The sequence below is a fragment of the Streptomyces luteolifulvus genome, from assembly GCF_008806595.1.
GTDB lineage: Bacteria > Actinomycetota > Actinomycetes > Streptomycetales > Streptomycetaceae > Streptomyces > Streptomyces luteolifulvus.
The window spans coordinates 100,184-126,851 of sequence record NZ_VZRB01000017.1 but is presented as its reverse complement, the minus strand read 5'-3'; the positions used below and the strand labels follow the sequence as shown (position 1 = coordinate 126,851).

General features: G+C 70.7%; 19 protein-coding genes and 2 pseudogenes. 10 read left to right on the top strand and 11 right to left on the bottom strand.

All coding sequences use genetic code 11. From position 1 onward, the window contains the following. Positions 1–53: 53 nt before the first annotated feature. The 5 genes from pth to F7R91_RS23845 all read right to left on the bottom strand — a co-directional run bounded on the left by pth (position 54) and on the right by F7R91_RS23845 (position 5,160). Positions 54–656, bottom strand: a complete 603-nt coding sequence (pth, locus tag F7R91_RS23865) for an aminoacyl-tRNA hydrolase (RefSeq protein ID WP_150951148.1) — start codon at positions 654–656, stop codon at positions 54–56. 70 nt (positions 657–726) lie between these two features. After that, the gene (locus F7R91_RS23860; protein ID WP_150951147.1) at positions 727–1,332 is read right to left on the bottom strand and encodes a 50S ribosomal protein L25/general stress protein Ctc; all 606 of its coding nucleotides are present in this window, start codon (positions 1,330–1,332) and stop codon (positions 727–729) included. Between the two features lie 187 nt (positions 1,333–1,519). Further along, positions 1,520–2,494, bottom strand: coding sequence for a ribose-phosphate diphosphokinase (locus F7R91_RS23855; protein ID WP_150951146.1), 975 nt, complete (start codon positions 2,492–2,494; stop codon positions 1,520–1,522). Positions 2,495–2,635: 141 nt separating this feature from the next. Further along, the gene (glmU, locus tag F7R91_RS23850; RefSeq protein WP_150951145.1) at positions 2,636–4,084 is read right to left on the bottom strand and encodes a bifunctional UDP-N-acetylglucosamine diphosphorylase/glucosamine-1-phosphate N-acetyltransferase GlmU; all 1,449 of its coding nucleotides are present in this window, start codon (positions 4,082–4,084) and stop codon (positions 2,636–2,638) included. Positions 4,085–4,302: 218 nt separating this feature from the next. Continuing rightward, positions 4,303–5,160 carry a helix-turn-helix domain-containing protein gene (locus F7R91_RS23845; RefSeq protein ID WP_150951144.1) on the bottom strand — a complete coding sequence of 286 codons (858 nt, stop codon included), beginning with the start codon at positions 5,158–5,160 and terminating at the stop codon, positions 4,303–4,305. Between the two features lie 167 nt (positions 5,161–5,327). Here F7R91_RS23845 and F7R91_RS23840 point away from each other — a divergent pair, with 167 nt between their 5' ends. Next, entirely contained in the window at positions 5,328–6,641 is a 1,314-nt protein-coding gene (locus F7R91_RS23840; protein ID WP_150951143.1) for a sensor histidine kinase, read from the top strand. Between the two features lie 33 nt (positions 6,642–6,674). Here F7R91_RS23840 and F7R91_RS23835 read toward each other — a convergent pair whose 3' ends face one another. Both F7R91_RS23835 and F7R91_RS23830 read right to left on the bottom strand, forming a co-directional pair. After that, complete coding sequence (locus tag F7R91_RS23835) at positions 6,675–7,169, bottom strand: SUKH-3 domain-containing protein (RefSeq protein WP_150951142.1); 495 nt, start codon at positions 7,167–7,169, stop codon at positions 6,675–6,677. Between the two features lie 164 nt (positions 7,170–7,333). Then, entirely contained in the window at positions 7,334–7,870 is a 537-nt protein-coding gene (locus tag F7R91_RS23830) for a YwqJ-related putative deaminase (RefSeq protein ID WP_150951141.1), read from the bottom strand. Positions 7,871–8,205: 335 nt separating this feature from the next. Here F7R91_RS23830 and F7R91_RS23825 point away from each other — a divergent pair, with 335 nt between their 5' ends. From F7R91_RS23825 to F7R91_RS23815, 3 genes are all read left to right on the top strand, one after another. After that, positions 8,206–9,195, top strand: coding sequence for an SMI1/KNR4 family protein (locus F7R91_RS23825; protein ID WP_150951140.1), 990 nt, complete (start codon positions 8,206–8,208; stop codon positions 9,193–9,195). An 8-nt stretch (positions 9,196–9,203) separates the two neighbouring features. Next, the gene (locus F7R91_RS23820; RefSeq protein ID WP_150951139.1) at positions 9,204–12,344 is read left to right on the top strand and encodes an SUKH-4 family immunity protein; all 3,141 of its coding nucleotides are present in this window, start codon (positions 9,204–9,206) and stop codon (positions 12,342–12,344) included. A gap of 202 nt (positions 12,345–12,546) precedes the next feature. Next, positions 12,547–13,434: a coiled-coil domain-containing protein gene (locus F7R91_RS23815; protein ID WP_150951138.1), complete on the top strand. Its 888-nt coding sequence runs from the start codon at positions 12,547–12,549 to the stop codon at positions 13,432–13,434. A gap of 59 nt (positions 13,435–13,493) precedes the next feature. Here F7R91_RS23815 and F7R91_RS23810 read toward each other — a convergent pair whose 3' ends face one another. Next, the gene (locus F7R91_RS23810; protein ID WP_150951137.1) at positions 13,494–15,104 is read right to left on the bottom strand and encodes a sodium/solute symporter; all 1,611 of its coding nucleotides are present in this window, start codon (positions 15,102–15,104) and stop codon (positions 13,494–13,496) included. Continuing rightward, a complete protein-coding gene (locus F7R91_RS23805) occupies positions 15,101–15,586 on the bottom strand; it encodes a DUF485 domain-containing protein (RefSeq protein WP_150951136.1) in 486 nt (161 codons plus the stop codon). The genes F7R91_RS23810 and F7R91_RS23805 overlap by 4 nt, the downstream gene beginning before the upstream one ends. Before the next feature lie 292 nt (positions 15,587–15,878). Between F7R91_RS23805 and F7R91_RS42895 the strand changes: the two genes are divergently transcribed. Beyond that, positions 15,879–16,268 carry a hypothetical protein gene (locus F7R91_RS42895; protein ID WP_225320753.1) on the top strand — a complete coding sequence of 130 codons (390 nt, stop codon included), beginning with the start codon at positions 15,879–15,881 and terminating at the stop codon, positions 16,266–16,268. A gap of 93 nt (positions 16,269–16,361) precedes the next feature. On the opposite strand, the pseudogene F7R91_RS44060 reads toward F7R91_RS42895, so the two are convergent. Further along, positions 16,362–16,424, bottom strand: a pseudogene (locus tag F7R91_RS44060) (DUF397 domain-containing protein); the annotation flags it as partial. Between the two features lie 74 nt (positions 16,425–16,498). Further along, complete coding sequence (locus F7R91_RS23795) at positions 16,499–18,004, bottom strand: MFS transporter (RefSeq protein WP_230989804.1); 1,506 nt, start codon at positions 18,002–18,004, stop codon at positions 16,499–16,501. 406 nt (positions 18,005–18,410) lie between these two features. Between F7R91_RS23795 and F7R91_RS23790 the strand changes: the two genes are divergently transcribed. The 5 genes and pseudogenes from F7R91_RS23790 (at position 18,411) to F7R91_RS23775 (ending at position 26,636) form a co-directional block, all read left to right on the top strand. Continuing rightward, on the top strand, positions 18,411–19,199 hold the full coding sequence (locus tag F7R91_RS23790; RefSeq protein WP_150951134.1) for an ABC transporter ATP-binding protein: 789 nt from the start codon (positions 18,411–18,413) through the stop codon (positions 19,197–19,199). Further along, positions 19,196–21,760 carry an ABC transporter permease gene (locus F7R91_RS23785; RefSeq protein WP_150951133.1) on the top strand — a complete coding sequence of 855 codons (2,565 nt, stop codon included), beginning with the start codon at positions 19,196–19,198 and terminating at the stop codon, positions 21,758–21,760. Before F7R91_RS23790 ends, F7R91_RS23785 begins: the two co-directional genes overlap by 4 nt. Positions 21,761–22,201: 441 nt before the next feature. Next, positions 22,202–25,732, top strand: coding sequence for a transcription-repair coupling factor (gene mfd, locus F7R91_RS23780; RefSeq protein WP_150951132.1), 3,531 nt, complete (start codon positions 22,202–22,204; stop codon positions 25,730–25,732). A gap of 57 nt (positions 25,733–25,789) precedes the next feature. Then, a pseudogene (locus F7R91_RS44520) lies at positions 25,790–25,891 on the top strand (SCO6745 family protein); the annotation flags it as partial. A 28-nt stretch (positions 25,892–25,919) separates the two neighbouring features. Then, on the top strand, positions 25,920–26,636 hold the full coding sequence (locus tag F7R91_RS23775) for an HNH endonuclease family protein (RefSeq protein ID WP_150951131.1): 717 nt from the start codon (positions 25,920–25,922) through the stop codon (positions 26,634–26,636). Positions 26,637–26,668 lie beyond the last annotated feature (32 nt).

The window sequence follows — 26,668 nt, the reverse complement described above, 5'->3', positions numbered from 1 at the left end:
TTGGCCACGCCGCTGCACCCGGTCAACTCCGGGAAGCCCCATGGCCGGACAAGTCAGGAGTTGTACGTGCCCTGCGCCCGCTCCAGCCCGTCGATCACCAGACACTCCACCGCGTCGGCCGCCCGGTCCACGAAGTAGTCCAGCTCCTTGCGCTCCGCCGACGAGAAGTCCTTCAGCACGAAATCCGCGACCGGCATACGACCCGGCGGCCGCCCGATCCCGAACCGCACCCGGTGATAGTCCGACCCCATCGCCTTCGTCATCGACTTCAGACCGTTGTGCCCGTTGTCCCCGCCCCCCAGCTTCAGACGCAGCACCCCGTAGTCGATGTCCAGCTCGTCATGCACCGCCACGATGTTCGCCACCGGCACCTTGTAAAAGTCCCGCAGCGCGTTCACCGGCCCGCCCGACAGGTTCATGTACGACATCGGCTTCGCCAGCACCACCCGCCGGTTCCCCGGTCCGGGCGGACCGATCCGCCCCTCCACGACCTGCGCCTGCGCCTTCCCGGCCCGCTTGAACCTGCCCCCGATCCGCTCCGCCAGCAGATCGGCCACCATGAAGCCGACATTGTGCCGGTTGCCCGCGTACTCGGGCCCCGGATTGCCCAGCCCCACGATCAGCCAGGGCGCGTTGGCATCGGTCGTCACGTCCATGTCTCCTTGATACGCGCCAGCCGCTGCCCCCCACGGGAACAGCGGCTGACAAAAACGACGACGGTGAGGATCAGGCCTCGGCGACGGCGGCCTCTTCGCCCTCGGCGGCCTCCTCGGCCTCCGGAGCCTCCTCCGCCTGCGCAGCCAGCACCTGAAGAACGACGGCGTCCTCGTCCACGGCGAGCGTCACACCGTTCGGCAGTGTGATGTCCTTGGCCAGAACCGAGGCACCGGCCTCCAGGCCCTCCACCGACACCGTGACACCCTCGGGGATGTGCGTGGCCTCGGCGTCGACCGGCAGCGCGTTCAGCACGTGCTCCAGCAGGTTGCCGCCCGGGGCCAGCTCGCCCTCGGCGTTGACCGGGATCTCGACCGTGACCTTCTCGCCGCGCTTGACCAGCAGCAGGTCCACATGCGCCAGGAAGCCCTTGATCGGGTCACGCTGCACCGACTTCGGGATCGCCAGCTCGCTGGTCTTGCCGTCGATGTCCAGGGAGATCAGGACGTTCGGCGTACGCAGCGCCAGCAGCAGGTCGTGGCCCGGCAGCGTCAGGTGGATCGGGTCCGAACCGTGGCCGTACAGCACACCGGGAACCTTGCTGTCACGGCGGATACGACGGGCCGCACCCTTGCCGAACTCGCTACGGGTCTCGGCGGCGATCTTCACCTCGGACATGCTCTTCACTCCTCGTAGACGTAGGGGAACGTGGTCACCCGGCCACACGAACGGCCTGCTACGAAGAGCGCGTCGATTACGGACCGCCGTACAAGCTTCCTGCGAAGCGGTACGGCCTCCCTCGCCGAGCAACCGCACCAGCGTACTCGGAAGGGAGGCCGTAACCGAAATCGATCTTGCGTGACCGTTACTGCTCGTCGAACAGGCTCGTCACCGAACCGTCCTCGAACACCTCACGCACCGCGCTCGCGATCGTCGGCGCGATCGACAGCACCGTGATCTTGTCCAGCTCCAGCTCACCCGGAGTCGGCAGCGTGTTCGTGAACACGAACTCACTGACCTTCGAGTTCTTCAGACGATCCGCCGCGGGACCCGACAGCACACCGTGCGTCGCCGTCACGATGACGTCCTCCGCACCGTGCGAGAACAGCGCGTCCGCCGCCGCACAGATCGTCCCACCCGTGTCGATCATGTCGTCCACCAGGACACACACCCGGCCCCGGACCTCACCCACGACCTCGTGGACCGTCACCTGGTTCGCCACGTCCTTGTCACGCCGCTTGTGCACGATCGCCAGCGGCGCACCCAGCCGGTCGCACCAGCGGTCCGCGACCCGCACCCGGCCGGCGTCCGGAGACACCACCGTCAGCTTCGAGCTGTCCACCTTGCTGCCCACATAGTCCGCCAGCAGCGGCAGCGCGAAGAGGTGATCCACCGGACCGTCGAAGAAACCCTGGATCTGGTCCGTGTGCAGATCCACCGTCAGGATCCGGTCCGCACCCGCCGTCTTCATCAGGTCCGCGATCAGACGCGCCGAAATCGGTTCACGACCGCGGTGCTTCTTGTCCTGCCGCGCGTAACCGTAGAACGGCACGATGACCGTGATGGAACGGGCCGACGCACGCTTCAACGCGTCGATCATGATCAACTGCTCCATGATCCACTTATTGATCGGAGCCGTGTGGCTCTGGATCAGGAAGCAGTCCGCACCACGCGCCGACTCCTGGTACCGAACATAGATCTCGCCATTCGCGAAGTCGAAGGCCTTCGTCGGGACGACCCCGACACCCAGCTGGTGGGCGACCTCCTCGGCAAGCTCGGGGTGGGCGCGGCCGGAGAAGAACATCAACTTCTTCTCGCCGGTCGTCTTGATCCCGGTCACAGCACTGTCTCCTCAGAGGTGTCTCAGCTGGATGCCGAGACGGACGTCGTCACCACGCGGCGCGACATGCCGTCTCAGCTGGGGGGTGCGATGCGATGTGCACTTATCACGGTACGCCGTCCCGGACGCACCTGTTTCCGGTCAGCCTTCGCCTTCCGACCTCCGAGAAGCCGCCTCGGCCGCCTTCGCCGAAGCACTCCCCGGACGCTTACGAGCCACCCAGCCCTCGATATTCCGCTGCTGACCACGGGCCACAGCCAGCGAACCGGGCGGCACATCCTTCGTGATCACGGACCCCGCGGCGGTGTACGCGCCGTCCCCCACCGTGACCGGAGCCACAAACATGTTGTCCGAACCCGTCTTGCAGTGCGAACCGACGGTGGTGTGGTGCTTGCTCTCCCCGTCGTAGTTCACAAACACACTCGCGGCACCGATGTTCGTGTACTCACCGATCGTCGCGTCCCCGACGTACGACAGATGCGGAACCTTCGTCCCTTCACCGATCGACGAGTTCTTCGTCTCCACATACGTACCGACCTTCGACTTCAGCCCCAGCCGCGTACCCGGCCGCAGATAGGCATACGGCCCCACGCTCGCCTGCGGACCGACCACCGCCCCGTTCGACACCGTGTTGTCGACCCGCGCCCCCGCACCCACGCTCGTGTCCCTCAGCCGGCTGTTCGGACCCACCTCGCACCCCTCGGCGAGATGCGTCGAACCATGCAACTGCGTCCCCGGGTGAACGACCACGTCCTGCTCGAACGTCACCGTCACATCCACCCACGTCGTCGCCGGGTCCACCACCGTCACCCCGGCGAGCATCGCCGCGGTCAGCAGACGGTCATTGAGAATCCGACGAGCCTCCGACAACTGCACACGGTTGTTGATCCCCGCGATCTCACGATGATCCGCCGCCACCGACGCACCGACACGGTGACCGGCCTCCCGCAGAATCCCGAGCACGTCCGTCAGGTACTCCTCGCCCTGACTGTTGTCCGTCCGCACCTTGCCCAGCGCATCGGCGAGCAACTGACCGTCGAACGCGAAGACCCCGGAATTGATCTCACGGATCGCGCGCTGCGACTCGGAGGCGTCCTTGTGCTCCACGATCGCGGTCACCGCCCCCGACAAACCGTCCCGCACGATACGGCCGTACCCCGTCGCATCCGGCACCTCCGCAGCCAGCACCGTCACCGCGTTGCCGTCGGCGGAATGCGTCGCAGCGAGCGCACGCAGCGTCCCACCGCTCAGCAGCGGGGTGTCACCGCACACCACCACGACCGTCCCGTCGACCGACCCGCCCAGCTCCTCCAGGGCCATCCGTACGGCATGCCCCGTCCCGTTCTGCTGCGCCTGCACGGCGGTACGGACCTGCGGGTCGATCTCCGTCAGATGCGCGGTGACCTTCTCACGGGCGTGACCCACCACGACGACGAGATGCTCCGGCTCCAACTCACGCGCGGCGGCCAGCACGTGACCCACCAGGGAACGGCCACAGATCTCATGCAGGACCTTCGGTGTGGCCGACTTCATACGGGTGCCCTCACCCGCTGCAAGAACGACGACGGCTGCCGGGCGAATGGCGCTCACGGGGTTTGCCCTTCGGCTGTGGAGGGGTGGGGGTGGACATCCGCAGGATACCGGGGCGTTTCGGGGGGGGACATGAGAGTGGGCCCTGACGACGGTGTCAGGGCCCAGATGCAAGCAGCTCCCCCATCAGGATTTGAACCTGAACTTAAGGGACCAAAACCCTCAGTGCTGCCTGATTACACCATGGGGGATGAAACTCGACTAAACCGGACATTCGGTTAGATCGCCGAGTCAGCACCCAACACTATGCCGTACCAGGAGCCCTCGATGCGACGGTACAAGTCGGCGCCCTTCAGGACTTTGATCACTAGGCAGCCTCGGTAGGTGTCACCGACGTTCTTGCGAACGGTCTTGGGGTTGTGCTTCTTGAGAGTCGTCTTGTTGAACGAGGCGTGGTCGGCGCGAACGAGGTCGGCCCAGTACCGTTCGGCGCCTGCTACGTCGGCGTTCTCGTGGATCATGACGCTGAAGCGGAGGCGTTCTCGCTCGACTTCGAGCAGCTCGAGCCAGGCGAGGAAGACCTTGATCACGCCTGGATCGCTGTTGACGAACGTGACGCTCTCGCGGCGGTCGTACGGCTTGTCCTTGCTGCCCTCGGCCCAGTAGAGGCCTACGCCTACCAGGAACAGCTCGCGAGGCGACAAGCCGCCGATCGCCTCCTTCGCCGTCTCTTTCGTGCGCCGCCGCTCCTCGTCACGGATACGGAGTTTCGCTTCCCAGCCGCGCCTGGCGATCGCCGCAGCCTCCTCCCGGCTTCGCGTGCGCTCCGGCTTCGGCAGATCCCGAACCCAGAGCGAGACAGAGCTCCGCGAGCACCCCAGCTCCGCCTCGATCTGGTCGTACGTCCAGCCCTGGAGGCGTAGCTCCCGCGCCTTCGCTCGTAGGTCGTCCTTCGCGTTGGGGCGTTTCGTCCATTCCGGCGGCGGTTCGCCCTTCACCAGCTGGTTGAGGATGTCGTTGTTGAAGATCTTCAGTTCGTCGCGGATCTGCCGCAGGCTGTAGCCGCCACGCCGCAGGGCCACCGCCCGCTCCCGTAGCGCCTCGAAGTCCGCGTACTTGCTGTGTGGATGTGCCATGGGCATACCGTCCGGGCGGAATCATCGCTTCCGGTGTCGAACGGTGAGCGATTCAGCAGTTCGAGGGATATCGGTCGGTATCGTCGTCGTTCGGTCACTCACTGTGGTGTAGGCCAGTCGTGGAAACTCACCGGAAAAGGGGCGCCCGCCGCCCGTAGGCTGGAGGCATGACCACGACGGGGGAAGAGCGCGCCACGGCCCCAGGAGGGCCGTGGTGGTGGGACAGGTGGCGCAGTGCCGCGCTCGATGTCGGCCTGGCGGTGGTGTCCGCACTGGAGTGCGCGGCCGAGGGGATCCGGTTCGCGGAGGACGCGGGGATTCCGGTCGCCGCGGGGATCGTCTTCGGTGTGCTGGCGGGCTCGGTGCTGGTCGTCCGGCGGAAGTGGCCGATAGCGGTCGTGCTGGTGTCGATCGCCATCACGCCGGCCCAGATGGGCTACCTGATGGGCATCGTCGGTCTGTACACGCTGGCGGCGTCGGAGCTGCCGCGTCGGATCATCGGGTCGCTGGCGGGGATGTCGCTGGTCGGGATGCTGATCGTGATGTTCGTGCGGGTGCGGCAGGACATGGCGCGGGGGGAGCTGGATCTGGGGGACTGGTTCGTTCCGTTCGCGGCGATCACGACCGCGGTGGGGATGACCGCGCCGCCTCTGTTGCTGGGGCTGTATGTGGGGGCCCGGCGGAGGCTGATGGAGAGCTTGCGGGAGCGGGCGGACAGTCTTGAGCGGGAGTTGATGCTGCTGGCCGAGCGCGCGGAGGAGCGGGCGGAGTGGGCGCGGAACGAGGAGCGGACCCGGATCGCGCGGGAGATGCATGACGTGGTGGCGCATCGGGTGAGCCTGATGGTGGTGCATGCGGCGGCGCTTCAGGCGGTGGCCCGGAAGGATCCGGAGAAGGCGGTGAAGAACGCCGCGCTGGTGGGTGACATGGGGCGGCAGGCGTTGACCGAGTTGCGGGAGATGCTGGGGGTGCTGCGCAGCGGGGACGGCCGGGAGCGGCGTGAGCGGTCGGCGGTGCCGTTGGCGGCGGTGGGGGTTGCGGCGGCGGCCGCGGCTTCTGCTTCGCGGGTCGCGGATGAGGCGGAGGGGCCGAGTCTGTCGGACATGGACGAGTTGATCGGGCAGTCGGCGGCCGCGGGGATGGTCGTGGATCTGTCGGTGGAGGGGGATGCGCGGGCGTATGCGGCGGAGATCGAGCAGACCGCGTATCGGGTGGTGCAGGAGGCGCTGACGAACGTGCACAAGCATGCGGCGGGGGCGAAGACGTATGTGCGGTTGGCGCATCGGGTGTCGGAGATCGCGATGCAGGTGGAGAACGAGCCGCCGCCGGAGGTGTCATCGGCTTCGTCGGCGCGGTTGCCGTCGGGGGGCAACGGTCTGCTGGGGATGAAGGAGCGGGTCGTGGCGCTCGGCGGGGTGTTCGTGTCGGGGCCGACGGATGCAGGTGGTTTCCGGGTGTCGGCGGTGATTCCGGCGTCGTAGCCGCCCTGTGGTGTCTGTGCGCTGCCGGTTGGTTCAGTCGGCTGTGAGGCGTACAGGTTCGGTGCCGGCGACGAGTCCGGCGAGGGCTTGGTCGATGTCGGGGCCGAGGTACCAGTCGCCGGTGTGGTCGAGGGCGTAGACGCGGCCTTCGGTGTCGATGGCGAGGAGGGCCTCGGTGTCGGTTTCGGTGCCGAGGGGGCAGACCTCGGTGTCGAGGGCGCGGCCGAGGTCGCCGAGGGTGCGGGCGAGGTGGAGGCCGTGCAGGGGGTCGAGGTGGAGGGCGGCGGGGGCGACCTGGCGGCCGGGGCCGGTGGGGGTGATGCGGAGTCCGCCGAATTCGGCCCAGGCTTCGACGGCGGCGGGGAAGACGGTGTGCCGGTGTCCGGCGGGTGAGGTGTGTTCGCGCAGGGTGTCGGCCCAGATCTCGGCTTGTCTTATGTCCCAGCGTCCGGGTTGCCAGCCGGCGGCGCGCAGGGCGGCGTCGACGGGTACGGGGAAGCGGGTGGTGGAGGAACGGTCGGGTTGCATCTGCTCTTCGTTCGTCGGGGCGTCGGGGCGTCGGGGCGTCGGGGCGTCGGGGCCGGAGCCGGGGCAGGGGTCGGCGCTGTGGTGGCCGTCGTGCTGCGGTGCGGTGCGGTGTGGGGCGGTGCGCGGTGTGGGGCGTGGTTTGTGAGGGCTGTGTGGGGGGCGGGTCAGTCCTGTGTCGTGGTGGGGTCGACGACGCGGACACCGAAGTGGGCGCTGAGGGCTGTGCAGGCGCGGCAGGGGGTGGCGAAGCTGCCGTGGAGGGGGTCGCCGTCCTCGCGGATGCGGCGGGCGGTGAGTTTGGCCTGCTTGAGGGCTTTGCGGGCCTCGCCGTTGGTCATGGGCTTGCGGGCGGCGCGCTTGCTGCGGGCGGCGTCGGCGGCGGCGATGTGGCGGGAGATGAGGATGGTTTCGGCGCAGCGGCCGGTGAAGCGGTCGCGCTGGGCGCTGGTGAGGGTGTCGAGGAAGTCCTGGACGAGGGGGTGCAGGGCGGGGGTCTGGTCGCCGCGGGCGGCGGTGCCGGTGAGGGTGGCGCCGCGTACGGAGAGGGCGGCGGCGACGGTGGGCAGTATGCCGTCGCGGCGGTGACGGAGCGTGGGGGCGTCCGGGGCATGGGTGTTGCTCCAGCCGACCCGGGGGTCGCCGGAGGTGCCTGGGTGCGGCCCTGTCTGTGGTCCCGTCTGCGTCGCGTTCATGATCGTCATCCCCTCCCGAGCATGCGCCGGACGTCACAGAGTGCCAAATGCCGTGGCTGGTACGGAAGCTGGGGCGGCGCGACACGCCAGGGTTTGGGCGGGCTGTCACGGCGGGGTGACGGCTGGTCACGGAAGCGGAGCGACGGTTACCGGGGCCCGGTGACCGGCGTCGTCGTACCGCATAGGCTGTCCGCACCGCGCTCCATGCGGTCGGCGGGGTTGACGCGCGGAGACGGTGGAGACGGTCGAAACGGAAGTCGAGACGGACGAGACAGGGGTTACGGGGCGTAGTTGCCGGAGTCGGTGGCTACGGGTCGTACAGAGTGCCGCAGGGGGCAACCGCCATGACGACAGGTCGGCTCGGGCAGCAAGCCGCGCCGCCGAACGCGGCCTATGCCGGGCAGGTCGTGCATTTCCCGGATCCGGTCCGGGCGGCCCGTCACCCGAGGGGGGTGCCGGTGGACGAGCACGGCTACCCCGACTTCTCGCCCTATGCGCGGGCGGCGGCGGAGATCGCGGAGCCGCCGGAGGGTTTCGGGGTCGACGAGTTGCGGCTGACGGACTATGTGTCGGCGAACGCGGCGTTGGCGGCGACGGGGCACGAGTTGTGGGACACGGTGTCGTCGGTGGCGACGCCGCACGGCTGGACGTGGCATCACGTGGCGGGCGGCAGACGGCTGGAGCTGGTTCCGGTCGAGGTGAAGGCGCTGCTGCGGCATCACGGCGGGGTGGCGACGTCGAACGTCGACCAGAACAAGCGGGGTACGCGGCCGTTGCAGGAGACGCGGCCGGCGCACTTCGGGCTGCCGAAGTCGGGTGTGGCGGTGACGGAGTCGCAGGTGCAGGGGGTCGAGGAGGACCTCGGCTACCGGCTGCCGGGGGCGTATCGGTCCTTCTTGAAGGCGGCGGGCGGGTGTGCTCCGGTGGGTACGGCGCTGGACGCGGAGTTGGGCCTGCTGATCGACCAGCCGTTCTTCACGGTGCGGGACGAGGCGGCGGTCAATGACCTGGTGTACGTCAACAAGTGCCTGCGTGACCATCTGACCAAGGACTACCTGGGTGTCGGGTTCGTGCAGGGCGGGCTGCTCGCGGTGAAGGTGAAGGGCGAGCGGGTCGGTTCGGTGTGGTTCTGCGCGTACGACGATGCCCGGGACGTCGATCCTTCGTGGGCGCCCGCGGAGCGGGTGGAGCGGCTGTTGCTGCCGTGCGGTGAGGACTTCGATGTGTTCCTGTCGCGGTTGGCGGGTTCTCCGCCGGAGTTGGAGACCGTGGCGAACCTGATGGTGGACGGCGGTTTCGCGCAGGCCGTTCCCGTCTCTTCGGTGGGGGAGTGAGCTGACCGGTGGTGACGTTCGCGCAGGCGCAGGAGCGCGCCGAGGAGTGGGTGAACGGGGATGTGCCCGCGTACCAGCATCGTGAGGTGCGGGTGCGGGAGTTCGGGCTCGGGTTCGTGGTGTGGGCCGAGGACCGGGCGGACGGGCCTCGTTCGGACGGGGGTGCGCAGCGGCTGGTGATCGCCCGGGACAGCGGCGAGGCGACGCTGTGGCCCGCGCTGCCGGTGGGCGAGGTGATCCGCCGGTACGAGGAGGAGTACGGCCGTCCGGACGCCGTGGACGAGCCGGCGCCGGCGCCTTCGGCCCGGGTGGATCTGAATCAGACGTCGTTCTTGTTGAGTCCGCCGGAGTGGTTGCAGGAGGCGGCGGACAGGCTGGGGATTCCGGATCGTCGGGGGGCCGGGGCGGACGCGGGTGCCGGTGGGGGTGACGCCGGTTCGGGTTCGGGTTCTGGTGCCGGGGCGGCCGGATCCGGGGGCGCGGGGGCGCTGCCCGAGACGCAGGCGGGGGTGCCGGCGGCGCGGGGTGCCGATGGCGGGCCGGGCGTGCCTGTGGGGGCGACGCCGTGGGCCGGGACCGACACCAACGGCGATGCGGGTGAGGACCGTTCGGTACCTCTGCCCGCGACGGTGTTCGCGCCGCCGCTGAGCGGTGCGGACGACGACGACACTCCGCCGCCAGCGGTGCTGCCGGACGCAGAGACGGCGCTGATCGAGGGCGGCAGCCAGCTCCCGCCGACGGTGCTGGACGACACGAACGTGCAGGCTGTGCGGGGCGGTTCGCAGGGTGCGGGGGCGGGTGCGGGTTCTGTTCCGGGGGCGGCGTCCGCGGGTGGTCCGCAGGGTGCGCCTGTGCCTGGGGCGTCGGCCTATGGTTTTCCGCAGGGTGCGGGAGCGGGTTCTGCTCCGGCGTCGCCGCCTACGGGTGGCCCGCAGGGTGCGCCTGCGCCGGGTGGTGCTTCGTACGGGTATCCGCAGGGTGCCGCCGGGGCGGGTTCCGTTCCGGGGGCGCCGCCCGTCGGCGGTCCGCAGGGCACGCCGGCACCGGGCTACGGGTATCCGCAGGGGGCGAGCGACCTGCCGCAGACTTCGGGCGGGCCCGGTGCGCCGGGGCGGCCTCTCGCGCCGAATGCCGGGGACATCGCCGATGCGGCGACCAGCAAGGCGGCGCCTCCGCCGCGCCGGTCGCGGGGCGGAGCCTCCAACCCGCCGCCTCCGCCGGGTGTCCCGGGGGCCCCGGGAGAGCGGCCTGGGGCGACGCCTCCCCCGTCCGGACCCGGGGCGCCGGGTACGCCGGCGGGCGGCTATGTGCCGACCCAGCTCGTGTCGGCGCTGGGCCCCGACGGCCCCGGGACACCTGCCGGACCCGGGGCTCCCCCGGCTCCTGGCACGCCTCAGCCTCCGGGTGCGCCGCAGCCTCCGGGCGCTCCGAACCCGCCCGGAGTTCCGAACGTACCCGGGGCGCCGAACGCGCTTGGCGCCGCGCAGCCTTCGGGTGCGCCGCAGCCCCCTGGTGCGCCGAGCGCGCCCGGCGGTACGCCTGCGGGCGGTGTCGACCACGCCGCAACGGTGCTCGCCGCGCCCGGACCGGCCGGCCCGGGCGGTGGCGCGCCGCAGCCTCCGGGCGCCCCTGGTGCTCCGAATCCGCCGGGTGCTCCGAATCCGCCGGGTGCCCCGGGTGCCCCTGGCGCACCAGGCCTCCCGAATCCGCCCGGTCCCCCTGGCGTTCCCGGTGCCCCGGGCATGCCTGGTGCGCCGCAGCCTCCCAGGGCGCCCGGTGCCCCGGGTGCCCCGCAGCCTCCGGGAGCACCCGGTGCGCAGGATTCATCCGGGGCCGGGCGTGGTGCCGTTCACCACGCGGAGACCGTGCTGGCCGCACCCCCGGTGAGCGGCCCTGGCGTACCCCCGCCACCGCAGGCTCCCGGAGTTCCGGGCGCCCCGGGCACGCCCGCCGGCCACGGTGTTCCCAGAGCACCCGGAGCACCCGGCATGGCCCCCGGCGCCGTACCCCCCGGCACAATGCCGCCCCCCGGCACGATGCCCCCGCCCGGCGCCATGCCACCCCCCGGCACCATGCCACCCCCGGGCCAGCACCACCGGGGCCCGGCCCAGTACGTCCCGGGTCCCCCCGGGCCCGGCGCGCAGGCCCCCGCGTACGGGTATCCGCAGCAGGGTCAGCCGACCGTCGGTCCGGGTTACCAGGCCGTTCTGCGCTACCGCGCGCAGGACGGTTCCGAGCAGCAGCTGATCCGGCGTTCCGCGCCGGGCACCCCGCATCCGGAGTGGCAGATCTTCCACGAGCTGCGGGCGATGAACGTGCCGCCGGACCAGGTGCTCGAACTGCACACGGAGCTGGAGTCGTGCGAGCTGCCGGGTGCGTACTGTGCGCGGATGATCCGGGAGCAGTGGCCGCAGGCGCGGCTCGCGAGCATCGCGCCGTACGGAACGGATCACGCGAGCCGTCAGCAGGGCATGCAGCAGTTGCTGGCGCACCAGGGCGAGTTGCACCAGGTGGCCGACGGTCCCGCGCGTCCCGCGCCGGTGCGTGCGCCGGTGCAGCCGGTGCAGCCGGTGCCGCCGATTCCGCCGGAGGGTGTCGCTCAGGAGCTTGCGGGTGCGTTCGGGCCGGGGATCTTCCGGTTCGAGCAGGCCGCGGTGTCCCGGCAGGGCGTGCCGCCGGTCGTGGCGCACTCGCTGGTGGTGGCGGGGCTGCCGATGGACATGGGCCCGTTCTTCTGGGCGCAGGCGCAGCCGGGGCGGCCGGTGCCGACGCTGGCGGAGCTGGCGCAGGAGCGCGGGGTGCAGCCGTCGCCGGACGCGGGCTCGTACCTCGTAATGGGCAGCGATTTCGGCAAGACGCTCTGTGTGCAGTACGGGACGGCGAACATCGTGGCGGTTCCCGTGGAGGCGGGGCCGGGCGGTGTGCCCGTACCGCCGCAGTTCGTGAACACGGGGCTGCCCGAGTTCCAGCGCTGCCTTGCGCTGCTGGGACGGATGTGGCGGCTGCGCTTCGGTCTGAACCAGGAGCAGGCGGGCCGCTGGACCGTCGATTTCCAGGCGCAGTTGGCTTCGCTCGACCCGGCGGCGCTGGGTTCACCGGAGAGCTGGTGGTCGGTGCTGCTGGAGCAGATGTGGGACGGACTGCTGTGACGCGCCGTCACTGACGAAGCTTCCCGCGCGTGTCGTGAGAGGGGCCGGGCCCGGTCGTGTGACCGGGGCCCGGCCCTTCTGCGTATCCGGGGCGACCGTGACGTGTGCGCGGAGTGTCGCGTTATGAACATTTCCGTCCGATACCTCAAGATGTGCGCGAAATCATCATTTTCGCGGCCGTTCGGCGGAGAGGGGTTCCAGGATGAGCAGCGCATCGGTCTCGACCCACGGTTTCGTGGCGGTACGGGGGCGCGGCTACCGCCCCGACCAGGTCGACTCGTATGTGGTGGAGCTCTGCCGGGACCGTGACGCCGCGTGGGAGCGGGCGGCCCGGCTCACCGTGCTGGCCCGGGAGATGGAGGAGGAGCTGGTGCGGCTGCGGGAGACCGTGGCCGGGTTGGCCCCGCAGACGTACGAGACGCTCGGGGAGCGCGCGCGGCGGTTCTTCGAGCTCGGGCAGGAGGAGGCCGTGGCCGTGCGGGAGGGCGCGCGGCAGGGGGCGGTGGACCTCGTGGGCGAGGCGCGGGCGGAGGCGGCCGGCGTGCGTGAGGCCGCGCAGAAGTACGCCGATACGGTGCGCGCCGAGGCCGAGGAGCGTGCCCGGCAGCGTCTGCTCGCGGCGCGTGCCGAAGCCGACGAGATCCGCATCGCGGCCCGGCGCGAGGTGAAGGAGAACCGCACCGAGGCGCTGGCAGCGCTGCGCGAGATGCGGCAGCGCACCTCCGGGATGCTCGCGGACCGGGCCAGGGAGCACGCCGAACGGCTGGCGGAGCTGGAGCGGGAGACCGAGGAGCGGGCGCTGGCGCTGGATGCGGCTCGGGCCGAGCGGGCGGCGCGCGCGGAGGCGGCGCTTGCCGAGGCGCAGCGGGCGTTCGCCGAGGCGCAGGGGTCGGTGGAACGCCGGCTGGAGGAGGCGCGGGCGCGGGCCGCGGAGGTGGTGGCCGAGGCGCGGGGACGGGAGGAGGACATCGCCCGGGAGACGGAGCGGGTGCTGCGGGAGCACGGGGAGGTGCGGGAGGACGTACGAGCGCAGATGGACCACGTCCACAACAGCCTCACCACCCTGACGGGCCGGGCCCCGGCGGAGTAGCGGGACGGCCGCCCCGCCGCACGCCGCGGGGCGCACCCTCTCCTCAGTCCCCTCTGCCCTCAGTTCCCTCTGCGCACCGCCCCCGCCAGGATCCACCCCTCGACCGCCTCGTACTGCCGGCGCTGTTCCTCCGCCTTTCTCCGGCCGGAGACCACCGTGCCCAGCCAGCCGAAGGCGAAGCCCGCCGGGATCGACACCAGGCCCGTCGTGGTGAACGGGAACCAGTTGAAGTCGGCCTCGGGGAAGGCGGAGACGGGGGAGCCGGAGACCAGATTCGTGCCCGGCATCAGCAGCAGGACCACGAGGGAGCCGCCGATGAGGGTGCACAGGAGGCCGGTGCGGGTGTAGCGGCGCCAGAAGAGGCTGTAGACGAGTGCGGGCGCGATGGCCGAGGCGCCCAGGCAGAAGGACAGGGTCACCAGCGGCTGCAGGCTGCGGTGCTGGACCAGGGTCGCCAGCAGGATCGCCGGAACGCCGACCGCGAGCGCCGAGACCCGGGCCAGGGTCATCTCGTGGCGGGCCGACATCTCCTGGACCCGGGTCGCGAAGACGTCGTGGGCGAGGGAGTTGGCGCAGGCGAGGATCATGCCGGCGACGGAGGCGAGCAGGGTGAGGAAGATCGCGGTGGTGACCGTGGTGAACAGGAAGGTCTCCGCGGTCGAGACGTCCGGGCCGAACGCGGCGCGTGAGCCGAGCAGATAGGCGGTGTTGCCCTGCGGGTCCGCCTGCGCGATGACCGCGCGCCCGATGAGGGCTGTCGCGCCGAATCCGACGACCGTGATGACGAGGACGAACAGCGCAACCGACGACACCGCCCAGGACATCGAGCGGCGCACCTGGCGGGCGCTGGTGGCGGTGTACATGCGCATGGTGACGTGGGGCAGGACGCCGCCGCCGAGGACCACGGCCAGATGAGACGTGATCATGTCGAGGTCGGGGTAGGGGCTGTGCGCGAACTCCAGGCCGGACTGGAGGAATGCGGAACCCACGCCGCTCTGCCGCGCCGCGGCGCCGAACAGGGCGCCCGGGTCCCAGTCGAACTTGTTCAGCATCAGTACGGCGATGACGGCGCCCGACCCGAGCAGCATCACGATCTTGAGGATCTGGATGAGGGCGGTGCCCTTCATGCCGCCGATCGCCGCGTAGCTGATCATCAGCGCGCCGAGGCCGATGATGCAGCCCGTCTTCAGCGAGTCGGCGGAGAAGCCGAGGATGAACGCCAGCAACTGGCCGGTGCCGGCGAGCTGTACCAGCATCAGCGGCAGCAGCGTGGCGAGGGTCACCGCGCAGGCGGCGATCCGTACGGAGCGTCCCGGCATCCGCCGTGCCAGCGCGTCGCCCATGGTGAACCGGCCCGCGTTGCGCAGGGGTTCGGCCAGCAGGAACATCAGCAGCATCAGCGACAGGGCCGTGCTGAGGGCGAGGACGACCCCGTCGTAGCCGCACAGGGCGATCACCCCGCCGGTGCCGAGCACGGTCGCGGCCGAGATGTAGTCCCCGCCGATGGCGAGGCCGTTGCGCATGGGGGACAGGGAGCCGTAGCCGGTGTAGAACTCGTCGAGGTCGTCGCGGTCGGGGCCCGTCATCACGCACAGCAGCAGCGTGATGGTGGCGACGGCGGAGAACGCCACCAGGGACATCGCCTGCGACGAGTCGCTGAAGCCGGTCATCGCCTCACCGCCGCCCGCTTGGCGTCGAGTTCGGACTGCTTGCGGATGCGGTCCGCGATCGGGTCGACGAGGCCGCGCGCCGTGTGCTCGTACAGGAGGATCGCCACCCAGGTCACGGGCAGTTGGAGCAGGGCCAGCAGCAGGCCCGTGGGCAGGCCGTCGGTGACGGTGGTGGTCATGAACGACGGCGCGAACGCGGACAGGATCAGGAACAGCGTGAAGTAGCCGAGCGCGGTGAGCGTGGCCACGCGCCGCTGCCACCGGTATGCGTTGCGCAGGATGCGCAGGTCGCTGTGGTGACCGAGGGGAGGATGCGAGGGGGTTCGCCTCGGCTCCGGCTCGGGCGGGGCGGGCGGCCGCCACGGGTAGGTGAGGGAGGGCGGGTGCGCGGTGCGCGGGGGATACGGCGAGGGATACGGGGGGTGTTGGGGGTAGTGCGGATGCTGTGGATACGGGTACGACGCATAGGGGTCGTAGGACATCCCGGTACTCCTTGCGTGGCTCGGGTCCGGTGCGGCGGACCGCAGGGAGGTGGGGGGTGGGACGTTCGGGGTCACGCACGCTACTCGGTGGTAGAAGCGTTCGCGAGGTTTTGGCCAAACTGAGCGGTCGGTATGCGCTTACTTCGTCGAACCATGTCTGACCTGGGGTGTTACCGCCGTTAACCGGGCTGTGAGCAGCGTGTGATCAGTGGCACTTTCACGTCCCCGTGGGGCGGGCTCCGTCGGATCACGAATTCCGAGGGAACCCGCGGCCTGTCAAAGAAGGAATCAGATGAACGACACACGTGACGCCGTGATGCCCCGGCAGGTGCGAGCGGTTCAACTGCTGCTGTTCGGGCTGGCGTTCGCAGGCATGGTCGTCGTGCTCGCGCTGGAGGACGGGCTGACGGCCTACGGCATGGGCCAGTTGATCGGACCATGGCTCTTCGTCTGGGTGTGCGCGCTTCTTGCCCTGACGTTCGACGGCAGTGCGCGGGGTGGGGTGCGGCTCACGACCATCGTGCTGATGGTGTTCATTATTTTGCCGTCGTTCCGCCAGGTGTTCGGTGCGGCGACATCCGGGGAGTTGGTGGAGGCCGCGTTGCGGATCGTGCTCGGGGTGCCCGCCGTCGTGCTGCTGTTCCTGCCGGAGGCGACGGCCTGGTTCGACCGAGAGAGGTGACGAAGGTCTGCCAGGCGGGGGCCGAGAGGATGATCGCCGGGCCGGTGGGGTCTTGCTGTCGCGGACGGGGACGTGAGTGCGGCGGGCGGCGTCGTTTACTTCGAGGCACGAGCCGCTGCTGCCGCCGCTGTAGCTCGACTTGCGCCAGCCAGTCAGGCAGCGACCATCTGCCGGTCGCCGCCCGCATCACACCGCGCCGATGAAGCGCCCGTCATCGGCCGAACCCGAGGTCACTGTCCGTCTTCCTTAAGCAACGGAAACCGTCGCGGCGCCACGAACAGCAGTACCAGGAACGCCAGCGCCGCCGCGCACGACGCCCCCAGATAGACCGCGTGCACCGCGTCCGCGATCGCCCTGCGGGTCGGCTCCGGGGCCGTGCCGGCATCCAGCGCCCGGGTCACCGAGTCCAGGTCGCTCGCACCGCCGAGCCGCGTGGCCAGCACCCCGTTGGCGATCGCGCCGAACACCGACGCGCCGATGGTCTGGCCGGTCTGGCGGCAGAACAGCACGGACGCGGTCGTCGTGCCGCGCTCCGCCCACTCCACCGTCGACTGCACACCGACGATCAGCGGGAGTTGGAACAGCCCGAGCGCCGCGCCCAGCAGCAGCATCAGCAGCGCCGGCTGCCACGCCCGGCCCGGATAGGGCAGGAAGGGGAACGCGAGCAGGATCAGGGCCGCCAGGCCGATGCCCAGCATGGCCGTGTTGCGGAAGCCGATCCGCCGGTACACATGCTGGCTGAGCGCGGCCGACACCGGCCAGCTCAGCGTCCACACGGACAGCACGAACCCGGCGGCCACCGGCGCGAGTCCCAGCACCGACTGGGCGTACGTCGGCAGGAAGACCGCCGGTGCCACCATCAGCAGCCCCAGCGCGCCGAGCGCGAGATTGACCGCGGCGATCGTACGACGGCGCCACACCCACCCCGGGATGATCGGCTCGGCCGCCCGGCGCTCGACCACGACCACCAGCGCCGCCAGCGCAAGTCCCGTACCGAACAAGCCGATTGAGGGTGCCGACAGCCAGGGCCAGGCCACCCCGCCCTGCACCAGGGCCGTGATCAGGACGCCGCCGCACGCGAACACCGCGAGCGCGCCCGCCCAGTCGATGCGCGGGCGAGGGCCGGAGGTCTCCCGCTCCGGCTCGTGCAGGTACTTGACGACCAGCCAGAGTGCGACCGCGCCGATCGGCAGGTTCACCAGGAAGATCCAGCGCCAGTCGGCGTACGCCGCCAGCACTCCGCCGAGGCCCGGCCCGGCGACCGCCGACACCGCCCACACGGTGGACAGCCTGGACTGGATCCGCGGGCGCTCCTTCAGCGGGTACAGATCCGCGGCGAGTGTCTGCACCGTGCCCTGCAGCGCCCCGCCGCCCAGCCCCTGCACCACACGGAAGGCGATCAGCGCCCCCATGTTCCAGGCCACGGCGCACAGCAGGGAGCCGAGCAGGAACACGGCCGCGCCCGTGATCAGCACCGGTTTGCGGCCGAAGGTGTCGGAGAGTTTGCCGTACACGGGGAGGGTGACCGTCACGGCGAGCAAATAGCCGGAGAAGAGCCAGGAGAAGACGGAGAAGCCGCCCAGGTCGCCGACGATCTGGGGGACGGCCGTGGACACGACGGTGGAGTCGAGGGCCGCCAGCGCCATCGCCAGCATCAGGGCGGCGACGACGGCACCGCGCCGGTCGGGCGCGGTGCGGCGGGCGGCCTCCCGTATCGCGGGTCTTGTGTCGTCCACGCGGATTCCTTTCCCCCTGCATCTATCTGCCGGGACACTGTCCCACTTGACCCTCACGTCGCGGGAGGGTGGAGCCTCGGTGCACCGGAGGGTGGAGCGGACCCCGAGAACGGCTCCACCCGGCGGTGGACTGCCCCTAGGGGTACCTCCGTACTACGGCTCGGGGCGGGTTCGTACCGCCGGAGGACGAGAAGCGGCTCATGCCGTTCCTAACCTGGCTTTACGCCGCTGACGGGCGGTGTACCTGACCCGCGGGGGTGGGGTTTTCCCCAGCAGAAGACTGCGCCGGGCACCAGCGCGCCCGACCCCCTCCACGGACCAGACTCATCGACGTACCGCTTCACACGACTGCGCACCAGCAGCAGCCACGCACACTCCATTTGCTGACCGACTTAGGAGACATACCGTGACATCGGCTGTGACCATCACCAGGCACGGGGGCACTGGAGGGCGTACGGCCGTTGCCGCGCGGGCGCGGCAGGTCGTCAAGGCGTACGGGTCCGGCGAGACCCGTGTCGTCGCCCTCGACCACGTCGACGTGGACATCGCCCGCGGACAGTTCACCGCGATCATGGGCCCCTCGGGGTCCGGCAAGTCCACGCTGATGCACTGCCTTGCCGGGCTCGACACCGTCACCGGCGGAAAGATCTACCTGGACGAGACCGAGATCACCGGGCTGAAGGACAAGAAGCTCACCCAGCTGCGCCGGGACCGGATCGGCTTCATCTTCCAGGCGTTCAACCTGCTGCCGACGCTGAACGCGCTCGAGAACATCACGCTGCCCATGGACATCGCGGGACGGAAGCCGGACAAGGCCTGGCTGGACCGGGTCGTGGAGACCGTCGGCCTCGCCGGACGGCTCAGGCACCGGCCCGCCCAGCTCTCCGGCGGCCAGCAGCAGCGCGTCGCCGTGGCCCGTGCCCTGGCGGCCCGCCCCGAGATCATCTTCGGCGACGAGCCCACCGGAAACCTCGACTCGCGCGCCGGCGCCGAGGTCCTGGGCTTCCTGCGCCGGTCCGTGGACGAACTCGGCCAGACCATCGTGATGGTCACCCACGACCCGGTGGCCGCCTCCTACGCGGACCGCGTGCTGTACCTCGCCGACGGCCGGATCGTCGACGAGATGTACAGGCCGACCGCCGACACCGTCCTCGACCGCATGAAGGACTTCGACGCCCGGGGGCGTACGTCATGACCGTCGTGAAGACCTCCCTGCGCAACTTCTTCGCGCACAAGGGGCGCATGGCCCTCTCGGCCGTCGCCGTGCTGCTGTCGGTGGCCTTCGTGTGCGGGACGCTCGTGTTCACCGACACCATGAACACCACGTTCGACAAGCTCTTCGCGACGACCGCGTCCGACGTCACCGTCTCTCCCAAGGCGGCCAAGCCCGACGACACCCCGCAGAACGGCAAGCCCGAGTCCCTGCCCGCGTCCACCCTGACGCAGGTGGAGAAGGCGGACGGCGTCAAGTCCGCGGAGGGCGCGGTCGGTTCGACGGCGGTGACCGTCGTCGACCACGACAACAAGAACATGGGATCCAGCAACGGCGCCCCGACCATCGCCGGCAACTGGACGAAGAACGACGCGCGTTCGATGGAGATCACCTCCGGTCACGCCCCGCGCGGGCCGACCGAGCTCATGGTCGACGCCGACACCGCCGACAAGCACCACCTCGAACTCGGCGACGAACTGCGCACGATCTCCGTCGCCGGTGACTTCAAGGCCAGGATCGTCGGCATCGCCACCTTCAAGGTGACCAACCCCGGCGCCGCGATCGTCTTCTTCGACACCCCGACCGCTCAGCGCGAACTCCTCGGCGCCACCGGCCGGTTCACCCAGATCTACGTCACCGCCGCCTCCGGTGTCGGCGACGCACAGCTCAAGCAGAACGTCACCCGGACCCTGGACGGCACGTACAAGATCCAGACGGCCAAGGAGAACGCCGACGAGAACCGCAAGGATGTCGGCGAGTTCATGAACGTCATCAAGTACGCCATGCTCGGCTTCGCCGGGATCGCGTTCCTGGTCGGCATCTTCCTGATCATCAACACCTTCTCCATGCTGGTCGCCCAGCGGACCCGGGAGATCGGCCTGATGCGGGCGATCGGCTCGTCCCGCAAGCAGGTCAACCGGTCCGTGCTCGTGGAGGCGCTGCTGCTCGGCGTCATCGGCTCGATCCTGGGCGTCGCCGCCGGCGTGGGCATCGCGATCGGCCTGATGAAGCTCATGTCGATGGCCGGCATGAACCTCTCCACCGACGACCTCACCGTGAAGGTGACGACGCCCGTCGCCGGTGTCCTGCTCGGCGTCGTGGTCACCGTCCTCGCCGCCTATCTGCCGGCCCGCCGCGCCGGCCGGGTCTCCCCGATGGCCGCACTGCGCGACGCCGGCACCCCGGCCGACGGCAGGGCCGGCCTGCTGCGCGGGCTGATCGGCCTCGTCCTGTCGGCCGCGGGCGGATTCGCCCTCTACACGGCCGCCACGGCGGACAAGGCGACGGACGGCTCGTTGATGCTGGGCGCGGGCGTGGTGCTGACCCTGATCGGCTTCGTCGTCATCGGCCCGCTGCTGGCCGGCGGGGTCGTACGGGTGATCAGCGCGGTGCTGCTGCGGGCCTTCGGTCCGGTGGGCCGTCTCGCCGAGCGCAACGCCCTGCGCAACCCGCGCCGCACCGGCGCGACGGGCGCCGCCCTCATGATCGGCCTCGCCCTGGTGGCCTGTCTGTCGGTCGTCGGCTCCTCGATGGTCGCCTCGGCCACCAGCGAGCTCGACAAGTCCGTCGGCGCGGACTTCATCGTCCAGGGCAACCAGCGGATCGTGCCGCAGGCCGAGAAGGCGATGCAGCGGTCGCCGGGCCTCGCCCACGTCACCCGTTACAAGGAGCTCAAGGCCACGCTCACCTCCCCCGACGGCAGGACCGACGGCTCCGGCGTCACGGCCGCGGACCCGACGTACGCCGACGACCTGCGCCGGGCGACCACGGCCGGCACGCTCTCCGCCGCCTACGGCAACGACGCCATGTCGGTCGGCTCCGACTACGCCAAGAAGCACGGCGTGCACGTCGGAGACACCCTCACGGTTGCGTTCCAGGGCGGCGAGACGGCGAAGCTGAAGGTCGCCGCCATCACCGACGACGACACCGCCCTCGACCAGGGCGCCCGCTACATCAGCATCGACACGATGCGGAAGTACGTGCCGGCCGGCCAGGTCCCGCCGAACACGATGATGTTCGCCGAGGCCAAGGACGGCGAGCAGGAGCAGGCGTACGCGGCCCTGAAGAAGGTGCTGGACCCGTACCCGCAGTACCAGGTCCGTGACCAGACCGACTACAAGCAGGAACTGAAGGACCAGGTCGGACAGCTGCTGAACATGGTCTACGGCCTGCTGGCCCTGGCGATCATCGTGGCGGTCCTGGGTGTGGTGAACACCCTGGCGCTGTCGGTGGTCGAGCGGACGCGGGAGATCGGCCTGATGCGCGCGATCGGGCTGTCGCGGCGCCAGCTGCGCCGGATGATCCGCATGGAGTCCGTGGTCATCGCCCTGTTCGGCGCGCTGCTCGGCCTGGGCCTGGGAATGGGCTGGGGCGCGACGGCCCAGAAGCTGCTCGCCCTGGAGGGCCTGAACGTCCTGGACATCCCCTGGCCGACGATCACCGCGGTCTTCATCGGCTCGGCGTTCGTGGGCCTGTTCGCGGCACTGGTCCCGGCGTTCCGGGCGGGCCGGATGAACGTCCTGAACGCGATCGCCACGGAGTAGCCGACGGGGGGCGGCGAGCCCCGGCACCGAGAAGCCACGGGGGGCTGCTCGGCGCCGGGGCTCGCCGCTGTGCCGGGGCTCGCCGTGTCCTCGGGCCTGCGTCCTGGCCCGGCCGAGTCCGCAGAACGGGGCCGAGGGAGCCCCTGGGGGACGTGGAGGCCGGGGGGCTGGGGCGCCGGCGGCCTCTCCGGGACGGGCCGGGGAGACTCTCCGGCCCGGGCCGACCGCTGTCTTTCGGGCTCCGCTTCTTGGCGGACCGAGGCGGGCGGGCACAGTCGGGGGTCCAGGGGAGGGGGTCCAGGGGACGGGGGTTCAGGGGACGGAGCCCCGGGGGCCCGCATCCGCACCGGGCACGCACCCCGCCGTCGTAGGCTGGAAGCCCCCGGCCCGCGCGCGTGTCGGGCGATTCGTGTTGCCCACCCCGACGAAAGCCGCCTCCGAATGAGCCTGCACGGTCTGCTCGACGCCGTCGTCAAGGACACCGCCCTCGCGGAAGCCATCGCCGCGGCCGCCGACGGCAACCGCATGCACGTCGACCTGGTCGGCCCGCCCGCGGCCCGCCCCTTCGCGGTCGCCGCCCTCGCCCGCGAGAGCGCCCGCACCGTGCTCGCGGTGACGGCGACCGGCCGCGAGGCCGAGGACCTGGCCGCGGCCCTGCGCTCCCTGCTCCCGCCCGAGGGCGTGGTCGAGTACCCGGCCTGGGAAACCCTCCCGCACGAGCGCCTCAGCCCCCGCAGCGACACCGTCGGCCGCCGCCTCGCCGTGCTGCGCCGCCTCGCCCACCCCAGCTCCGACGACCCGGAGACCGGCCCGGTCTCCGTCGTCGTAGCGCCCGTACGGTCCGTGCTCCAGCCGCAGGTCAAGGGCCTCGGCGACCTGGAACCCGTGGCCCTGCGCACCGGACGGACCGCCGACCTGAACGAGACCGTGGAGGCCCTTGCGGCCGCCGCGTACGCGCGCGTGGAGCTCGTCGAGAAGCGCGGCGAGTTCGCCGTACGAGGCGGCATCCTCGATGTCTTTCCGCCCACCGAGGAACACCCCCTGCGCATCGAGTTCTGGGGCGACGACGTCGAGGAGATCCGCTACTTCAAGGTGGCCGACCAGCGCTCTCTGGAGATCGCTGAGCACGGACTGTGGGCCCCGCCCTGCCGTGAACTGCTGCTCACCGAGGACGTCCGCACCCGCGCGCGTGCCCTCGCCGAGGCGCACCCCGAGCTCGGCGAACTGCTCGGCAAGATCGCCGAGGGCATCGCCGTGGAGGGCATGGAGTCGCTCGCGCCCGTCCTCGTCGACGACATGGAGCTGCTGCTCGACATCCTGCCCAAGGACGCCATGGCCGTCGTATGCGATCCGGAGCGGGTACGCACGCGTGCGTCCGATCTCGTCGCGACGAGCCAGGAGTTCCTGCAGGCCTCCTGGGCGGCCACGGCCGGCGGCGGCGAGGCGCCCATCGACGTCGGCGCGGCCTCCCTGTGGTCCATCGCCGACGTGCGCGACCGGGCCCGCGAGCTGGACATGATGTGGTGGTCGGTGTCGCCGTTCGCCGCGGACGAGGAACTGTCCGCGGACACCCTCAAGCTCGGCATGCACGCCCCCGAGAGCTACCGCGGCGACACGGCGAAGGCGCTGGCCGACACCAAGGGCTGGCTCGCCGACGGCTGGCGCGCGGTGTACGTCACCGAGGGCCACGGCCCCGCGGCCCGCACGGTCGAGGTGCTCGGCGGCGAAGGCATCGCGGCCCGCCTCGACGCGGACCTCGCCTCGCTGACCCCGTCCGTCGTGCACGTGGCGTGCGGCTCGATCGACTACGGCTTCGTCGACCCGGCGCTGAAGCTCGCCGTCCTGACCGAGACCGACCTCTCCGGCCAGAAGGCGGCCGGCAAGGACGGCGCGCGGATGCCCGCCCGCCGCCGCAAGACCATCGACCCGCTCACGCTGGAGACCGGCGACTACATCGTCCACGAACAGCACGGCGTCGGCCGCTACATCGAGATGGTGCAGCGCACCGTCCAGGGCGCGACCCGCGAGTACCTGGTCGTGGAGTACGCCCCCGCCAAGCGCGGCCAGCCCGGCGACCGCCTCTACATCCCCACCGACCAGCTGGAGCAGATCACCAAGTACGTCGGTGGCGAGGCCCCCACCCTGCACCGCCTCGGCGGCGCCGACTGGACGAAGACGAAGGCCCGCGCGAAGAAGGCCGTCAAGGAGATCGCCGCCGACCTGATCAAGCTGTACAGCGCGCGGATGGCGGCGCCCGGCCATGCCTTCGGCACCGACACGCCCTGGCAGCGCGAGCTGGAGGACGCCTTCCCCTACGCCGAGACCCCGGACCAGCTCACCACCATCGCCGAGGTCAAGGACGACATGGAGAAGACGGTCCCGATGGACCGCCTGATCTGCGGTGACGTCGGCTACGGCAAGACGGAGATCGCGGTCCGCGCCGCCTTCAAGGCCGTACAGGACGGCAAGCAGGCGGCCGTCCTGGTCCCCACGACCCTGCTGGTGCAGCAGCATTTCGGCACGTTCTCCGAGCGCTACTCGCAGTTCCCGGTGAACGTGCGGGCGCTGTCCCGCTTCCAGACCGACACCGAGGCCAAGGCCGTCCTGGAGGGCCTGCGGGAGGGCTCGGTGGACGTCGTCATCGGCACGCACCGCCTGTTCTCCGCCGAGACGAAGTTCAAGGACCTCGGCCTGGTCATCGTCGACGAGGAGCAGCGCTTCGGCGTCGAGCACAAGGAGCAGCTGAAGAAGCTGCGCGCCAACGTCGACGTCCTGACCATGTCCGCGACGCCGATCCCGAGGACCCTGGAGATGGCGGTCACCGGCATCCGTGAGATGTCGACGATCACCACCCCGCCGGAGGAGCGCCACCCGGTGCTCACCTTCGTCGGCCCGTACGAGGAGAAGCAGATCGGCGCGGCCATCCGCCGCGAACTGCTGCGCGAGGGCCAGGTCTTCTACATCCACAACCGCGTCGAGTCGATCGACCGCGCGGCGGCCCGGCTGCGCGAGATCGTCCCGGAGGCACGGATCGCCACCGCCCACGGCCAGATGTCGGAGCAGGTCCTGGAGCAGGTGGTCGTCGACTTCTGGGAGAAGAAGTACGACGTCCTCGTCTCCACGACGATCGTCGAGTCCGGCATCGACATCTCCAACGCGAACACGCTGATCGTCGAGCGGGGCGACAACTTCGGCCTCTCCCAGCTGCACCAGCTGCGCGGCCGGGTCGGACGCGGCAGGGAACGCGGCTACGCCTACTTCCTCTACCCGCCGGAGAAGCCGCTGACGGAGACCGCCCACGAGCGCCTTGCGACCATCGCCCAGCACACGGAGATGGGCGCGGGCATGTACGTGGCGATGAAGGACCTGGAGATCCGCGGCGCCGGCAATCTGCTCGGCGGCGAGCAGTCCGGGCACATCGCGGGCGTCGGCTTCGACCTGTACGTACGGATGGTCGGCGAGGCCGTCGCCGACTACCGTGCCTCCCTGGAGGGCGGCGTGGAGGAGGAACCGCCGCTCGAGGTCAAGATCGAGCTCCCGGTCGACGCGCACGTCCCGCACGACTACGCGCCCGGCGAACGCCTGCGCCTCCAGGCCTACCGGTCCATCGCCTCCGCCAACACGGAGGAGGACATCAAGGCCGTACGCGAGGAACTCGTCGACCGCTACGGCAAGTTGCCCGAGCCCGTGGAGAACCTGCTCCTGGTGGCGGGCCTGCGCATGCTCGCGCGGGCGTGCGGTGTCGGCGAGATCGTGCTCCAGGGCAACAACATCCGCTTCGCGCCGGTGGGGTTGCGGGAGTCCCAGGAACTGCGGGTGAAGCGCCTGTACCCGGGGTCCGTCATCAAGCCGGCGGTGCACCAGGTCCTGGTCCCCCGCCCGAAGACCGCGAAGGTGGGCGGCAAGCCACTGGTCGGACGCGAACTGCTGGGCTGGGTAGGGGAGTTCCTGGCGTCGATCCTGGGGTCCTGACGGGGCGTCGGCGCACGGAGCCCGGCGAGGCCTGCGACGGGGGGAACGTGGTCATGGGACACCGCCCGCCTCGCCGGACTGCTCGGTGAGTTCCGGGTCGCGGTACTGTCCTTCGGCCTGCTGCCCTCGGAGACGACGCTGGAGATCGGCACGGGGTGAATCCTTGATGTGGAAGGGGGGACGTGCCATGACGCGTGCGAGGGGCGGCGGGGCGATGGCCGCCGTGGTGCTGGTGTTCGCCGTGACGGGCTGCATACCGGAGAGCACGGGATCCGCGGGGCCGGAGGAGACAGCGGGCGGGGGCCCCGCCCTCGCCGCCGCCGAGTCGCTGCCGGTGAAGGGCCGGGCGCCCAGGACGGGCTACGACCGCGACAGGTTCGGCACACCCTGGGCCGACACCGACTCCAATCGGTGCGACACCCGGGACGACATCCTCAAACGCGACCTGGAGCAGGTGAGGTTCAGCGACGGCCGCTGCAAGGTCGCCTCCGGGACGCTCGACCCCGACCCCTACACCGGCCAGGACGTGACGTTCGTACGCGGCCGCAGCCAGGTCGACATCGACCACATCGTCGCCCTCTCGGACGCCTGGCAGAAGGGCGCCCAACAGTGGGACGCGGGCAAGCGCATAGCCCTGGCCAACGACCCCCTCAACCTCCTCGCCGTCGACGCGGGCACCAACCGCGGCAAGGGTGACGGTGACACGGCGACCTGGCTGCCGCCGAACAAGGCGTACCGGTGCACGTATGTCGCCGCCCAGGTCGCGGTCAAGAAGAAGTACGGCCTGTGGGTCACCGCCGCCGAGGGGGCCGCGATGAAGAAGGTCCTCTCCGGCTGCCCCGGGCTGAAGCTGCCGACCGGCGGCAACCCGACCGAGGCACCGGCACGGTTCCACGCGGACTGACCTCGGCCGCGAGCTTCGCAGGAGGATCGGGC

What these genes read in the sequence shown, in the direction of transcription:
- F7R91_RS42895 (WP_225320753.1), top strand. Translation starts at nt 15,879, where the DNA reads ATGAACGACACACGTGACGCCGTGATGCCCCGGCAGGTGCGAGCGGTT.
- F7R91_RS23845 (WP_150951144.1), bottom strand. Translation starts at nt 5,160, where the DNA reads ATGGCACATCCACACAGCAAGTACGCGGACTTCGAGGCGCTACGGGAG.
- F7R91_RS23830 (WP_150951141.1), bottom strand. Translation starts at nt 7,870, where the DNA reads ATGACGATCATGAACGCGACGCAGACGGGACCACAGACAGGGCCGCAC.
- F7R91_RS23815 (WP_150951138.1), top strand. Translation starts at nt 12,547, where the DNA reads ATGAGCAGCGCATCGGTCTCGACCCACGGTTTCGTGGCGGTACGGGGG.
- F7R91_RS23840 (WP_150951143.1), top strand. Translation starts at nt 5,328, where the DNA reads ATGACCACGACGGGGGAAGAGCGCGCCACGGCCCCAGGAGGGCCGTGG.
- pth (WP_150951148.1), bottom strand. Translation starts at nt 656, where the DNA reads ATGGACGTGACGACCGATGCCAACGCGCCCTGGCTGATCGTGGGGCTG.
- F7R91_RS23810 (WP_150951137.1), bottom strand. Translation starts at nt 15,104, where the DNA reads ATGACCGGCTTCAGCGACTCGTCGCAGGCGATGTCCCTGGTGGCGTTC.
- F7R91_RS23825 (WP_150951140.1), top strand. Translation starts at nt 8,206, where the DNA reads ATGACGACAGGTCGGCTCGGGCAGCAAGCCGCGCCGCCGAACGCGGCC.
- F7R91_RS23835 (WP_150951142.1), bottom strand. Translation starts at nt 7,169, where the DNA reads ATGCAACCCGACCGTTCCTCCACCACCCGCTTCCCCGTACCCGTCGAC.
- F7R91_RS23805 (WP_150951136.1), bottom strand. Translation starts at nt 15,586, where the DNA reads ATGTCCTACGACCCCTATGCGTCGTACCCGTATCCACAGCATCCGCAC.
- mfd (WP_150951132.1), top strand. Translation starts at nt 22,202, where the DNA reads ATGAGCCTGCACGGTCTGCTCGACGCCGTCGTCAAGGACACCGCCCTC.
- F7R91_RS23785 (WP_150951133.1), top strand. Translation starts at nt 19,196, where the DNA reads ATGACCGTCGTGAAGACCTCCCTGCGCAACTTCTTCGCGCACAAGGGG.
- F7R91_RS23860 (WP_150951147.1), bottom strand. Translation starts at nt 1,332, where the DNA reads ATGTCCGAGGTGAAGATCGCCGCCGAGACCCGTAGCGAGTTCGGCAAG.
- F7R91_RS23775 (WP_150951131.1), top strand. Translation starts at nt 25,920, where the DNA reads ATGACGCGTGCGAGGGGCGGCGGGGCGATGGCCGCCGTGGTGCTGGTG.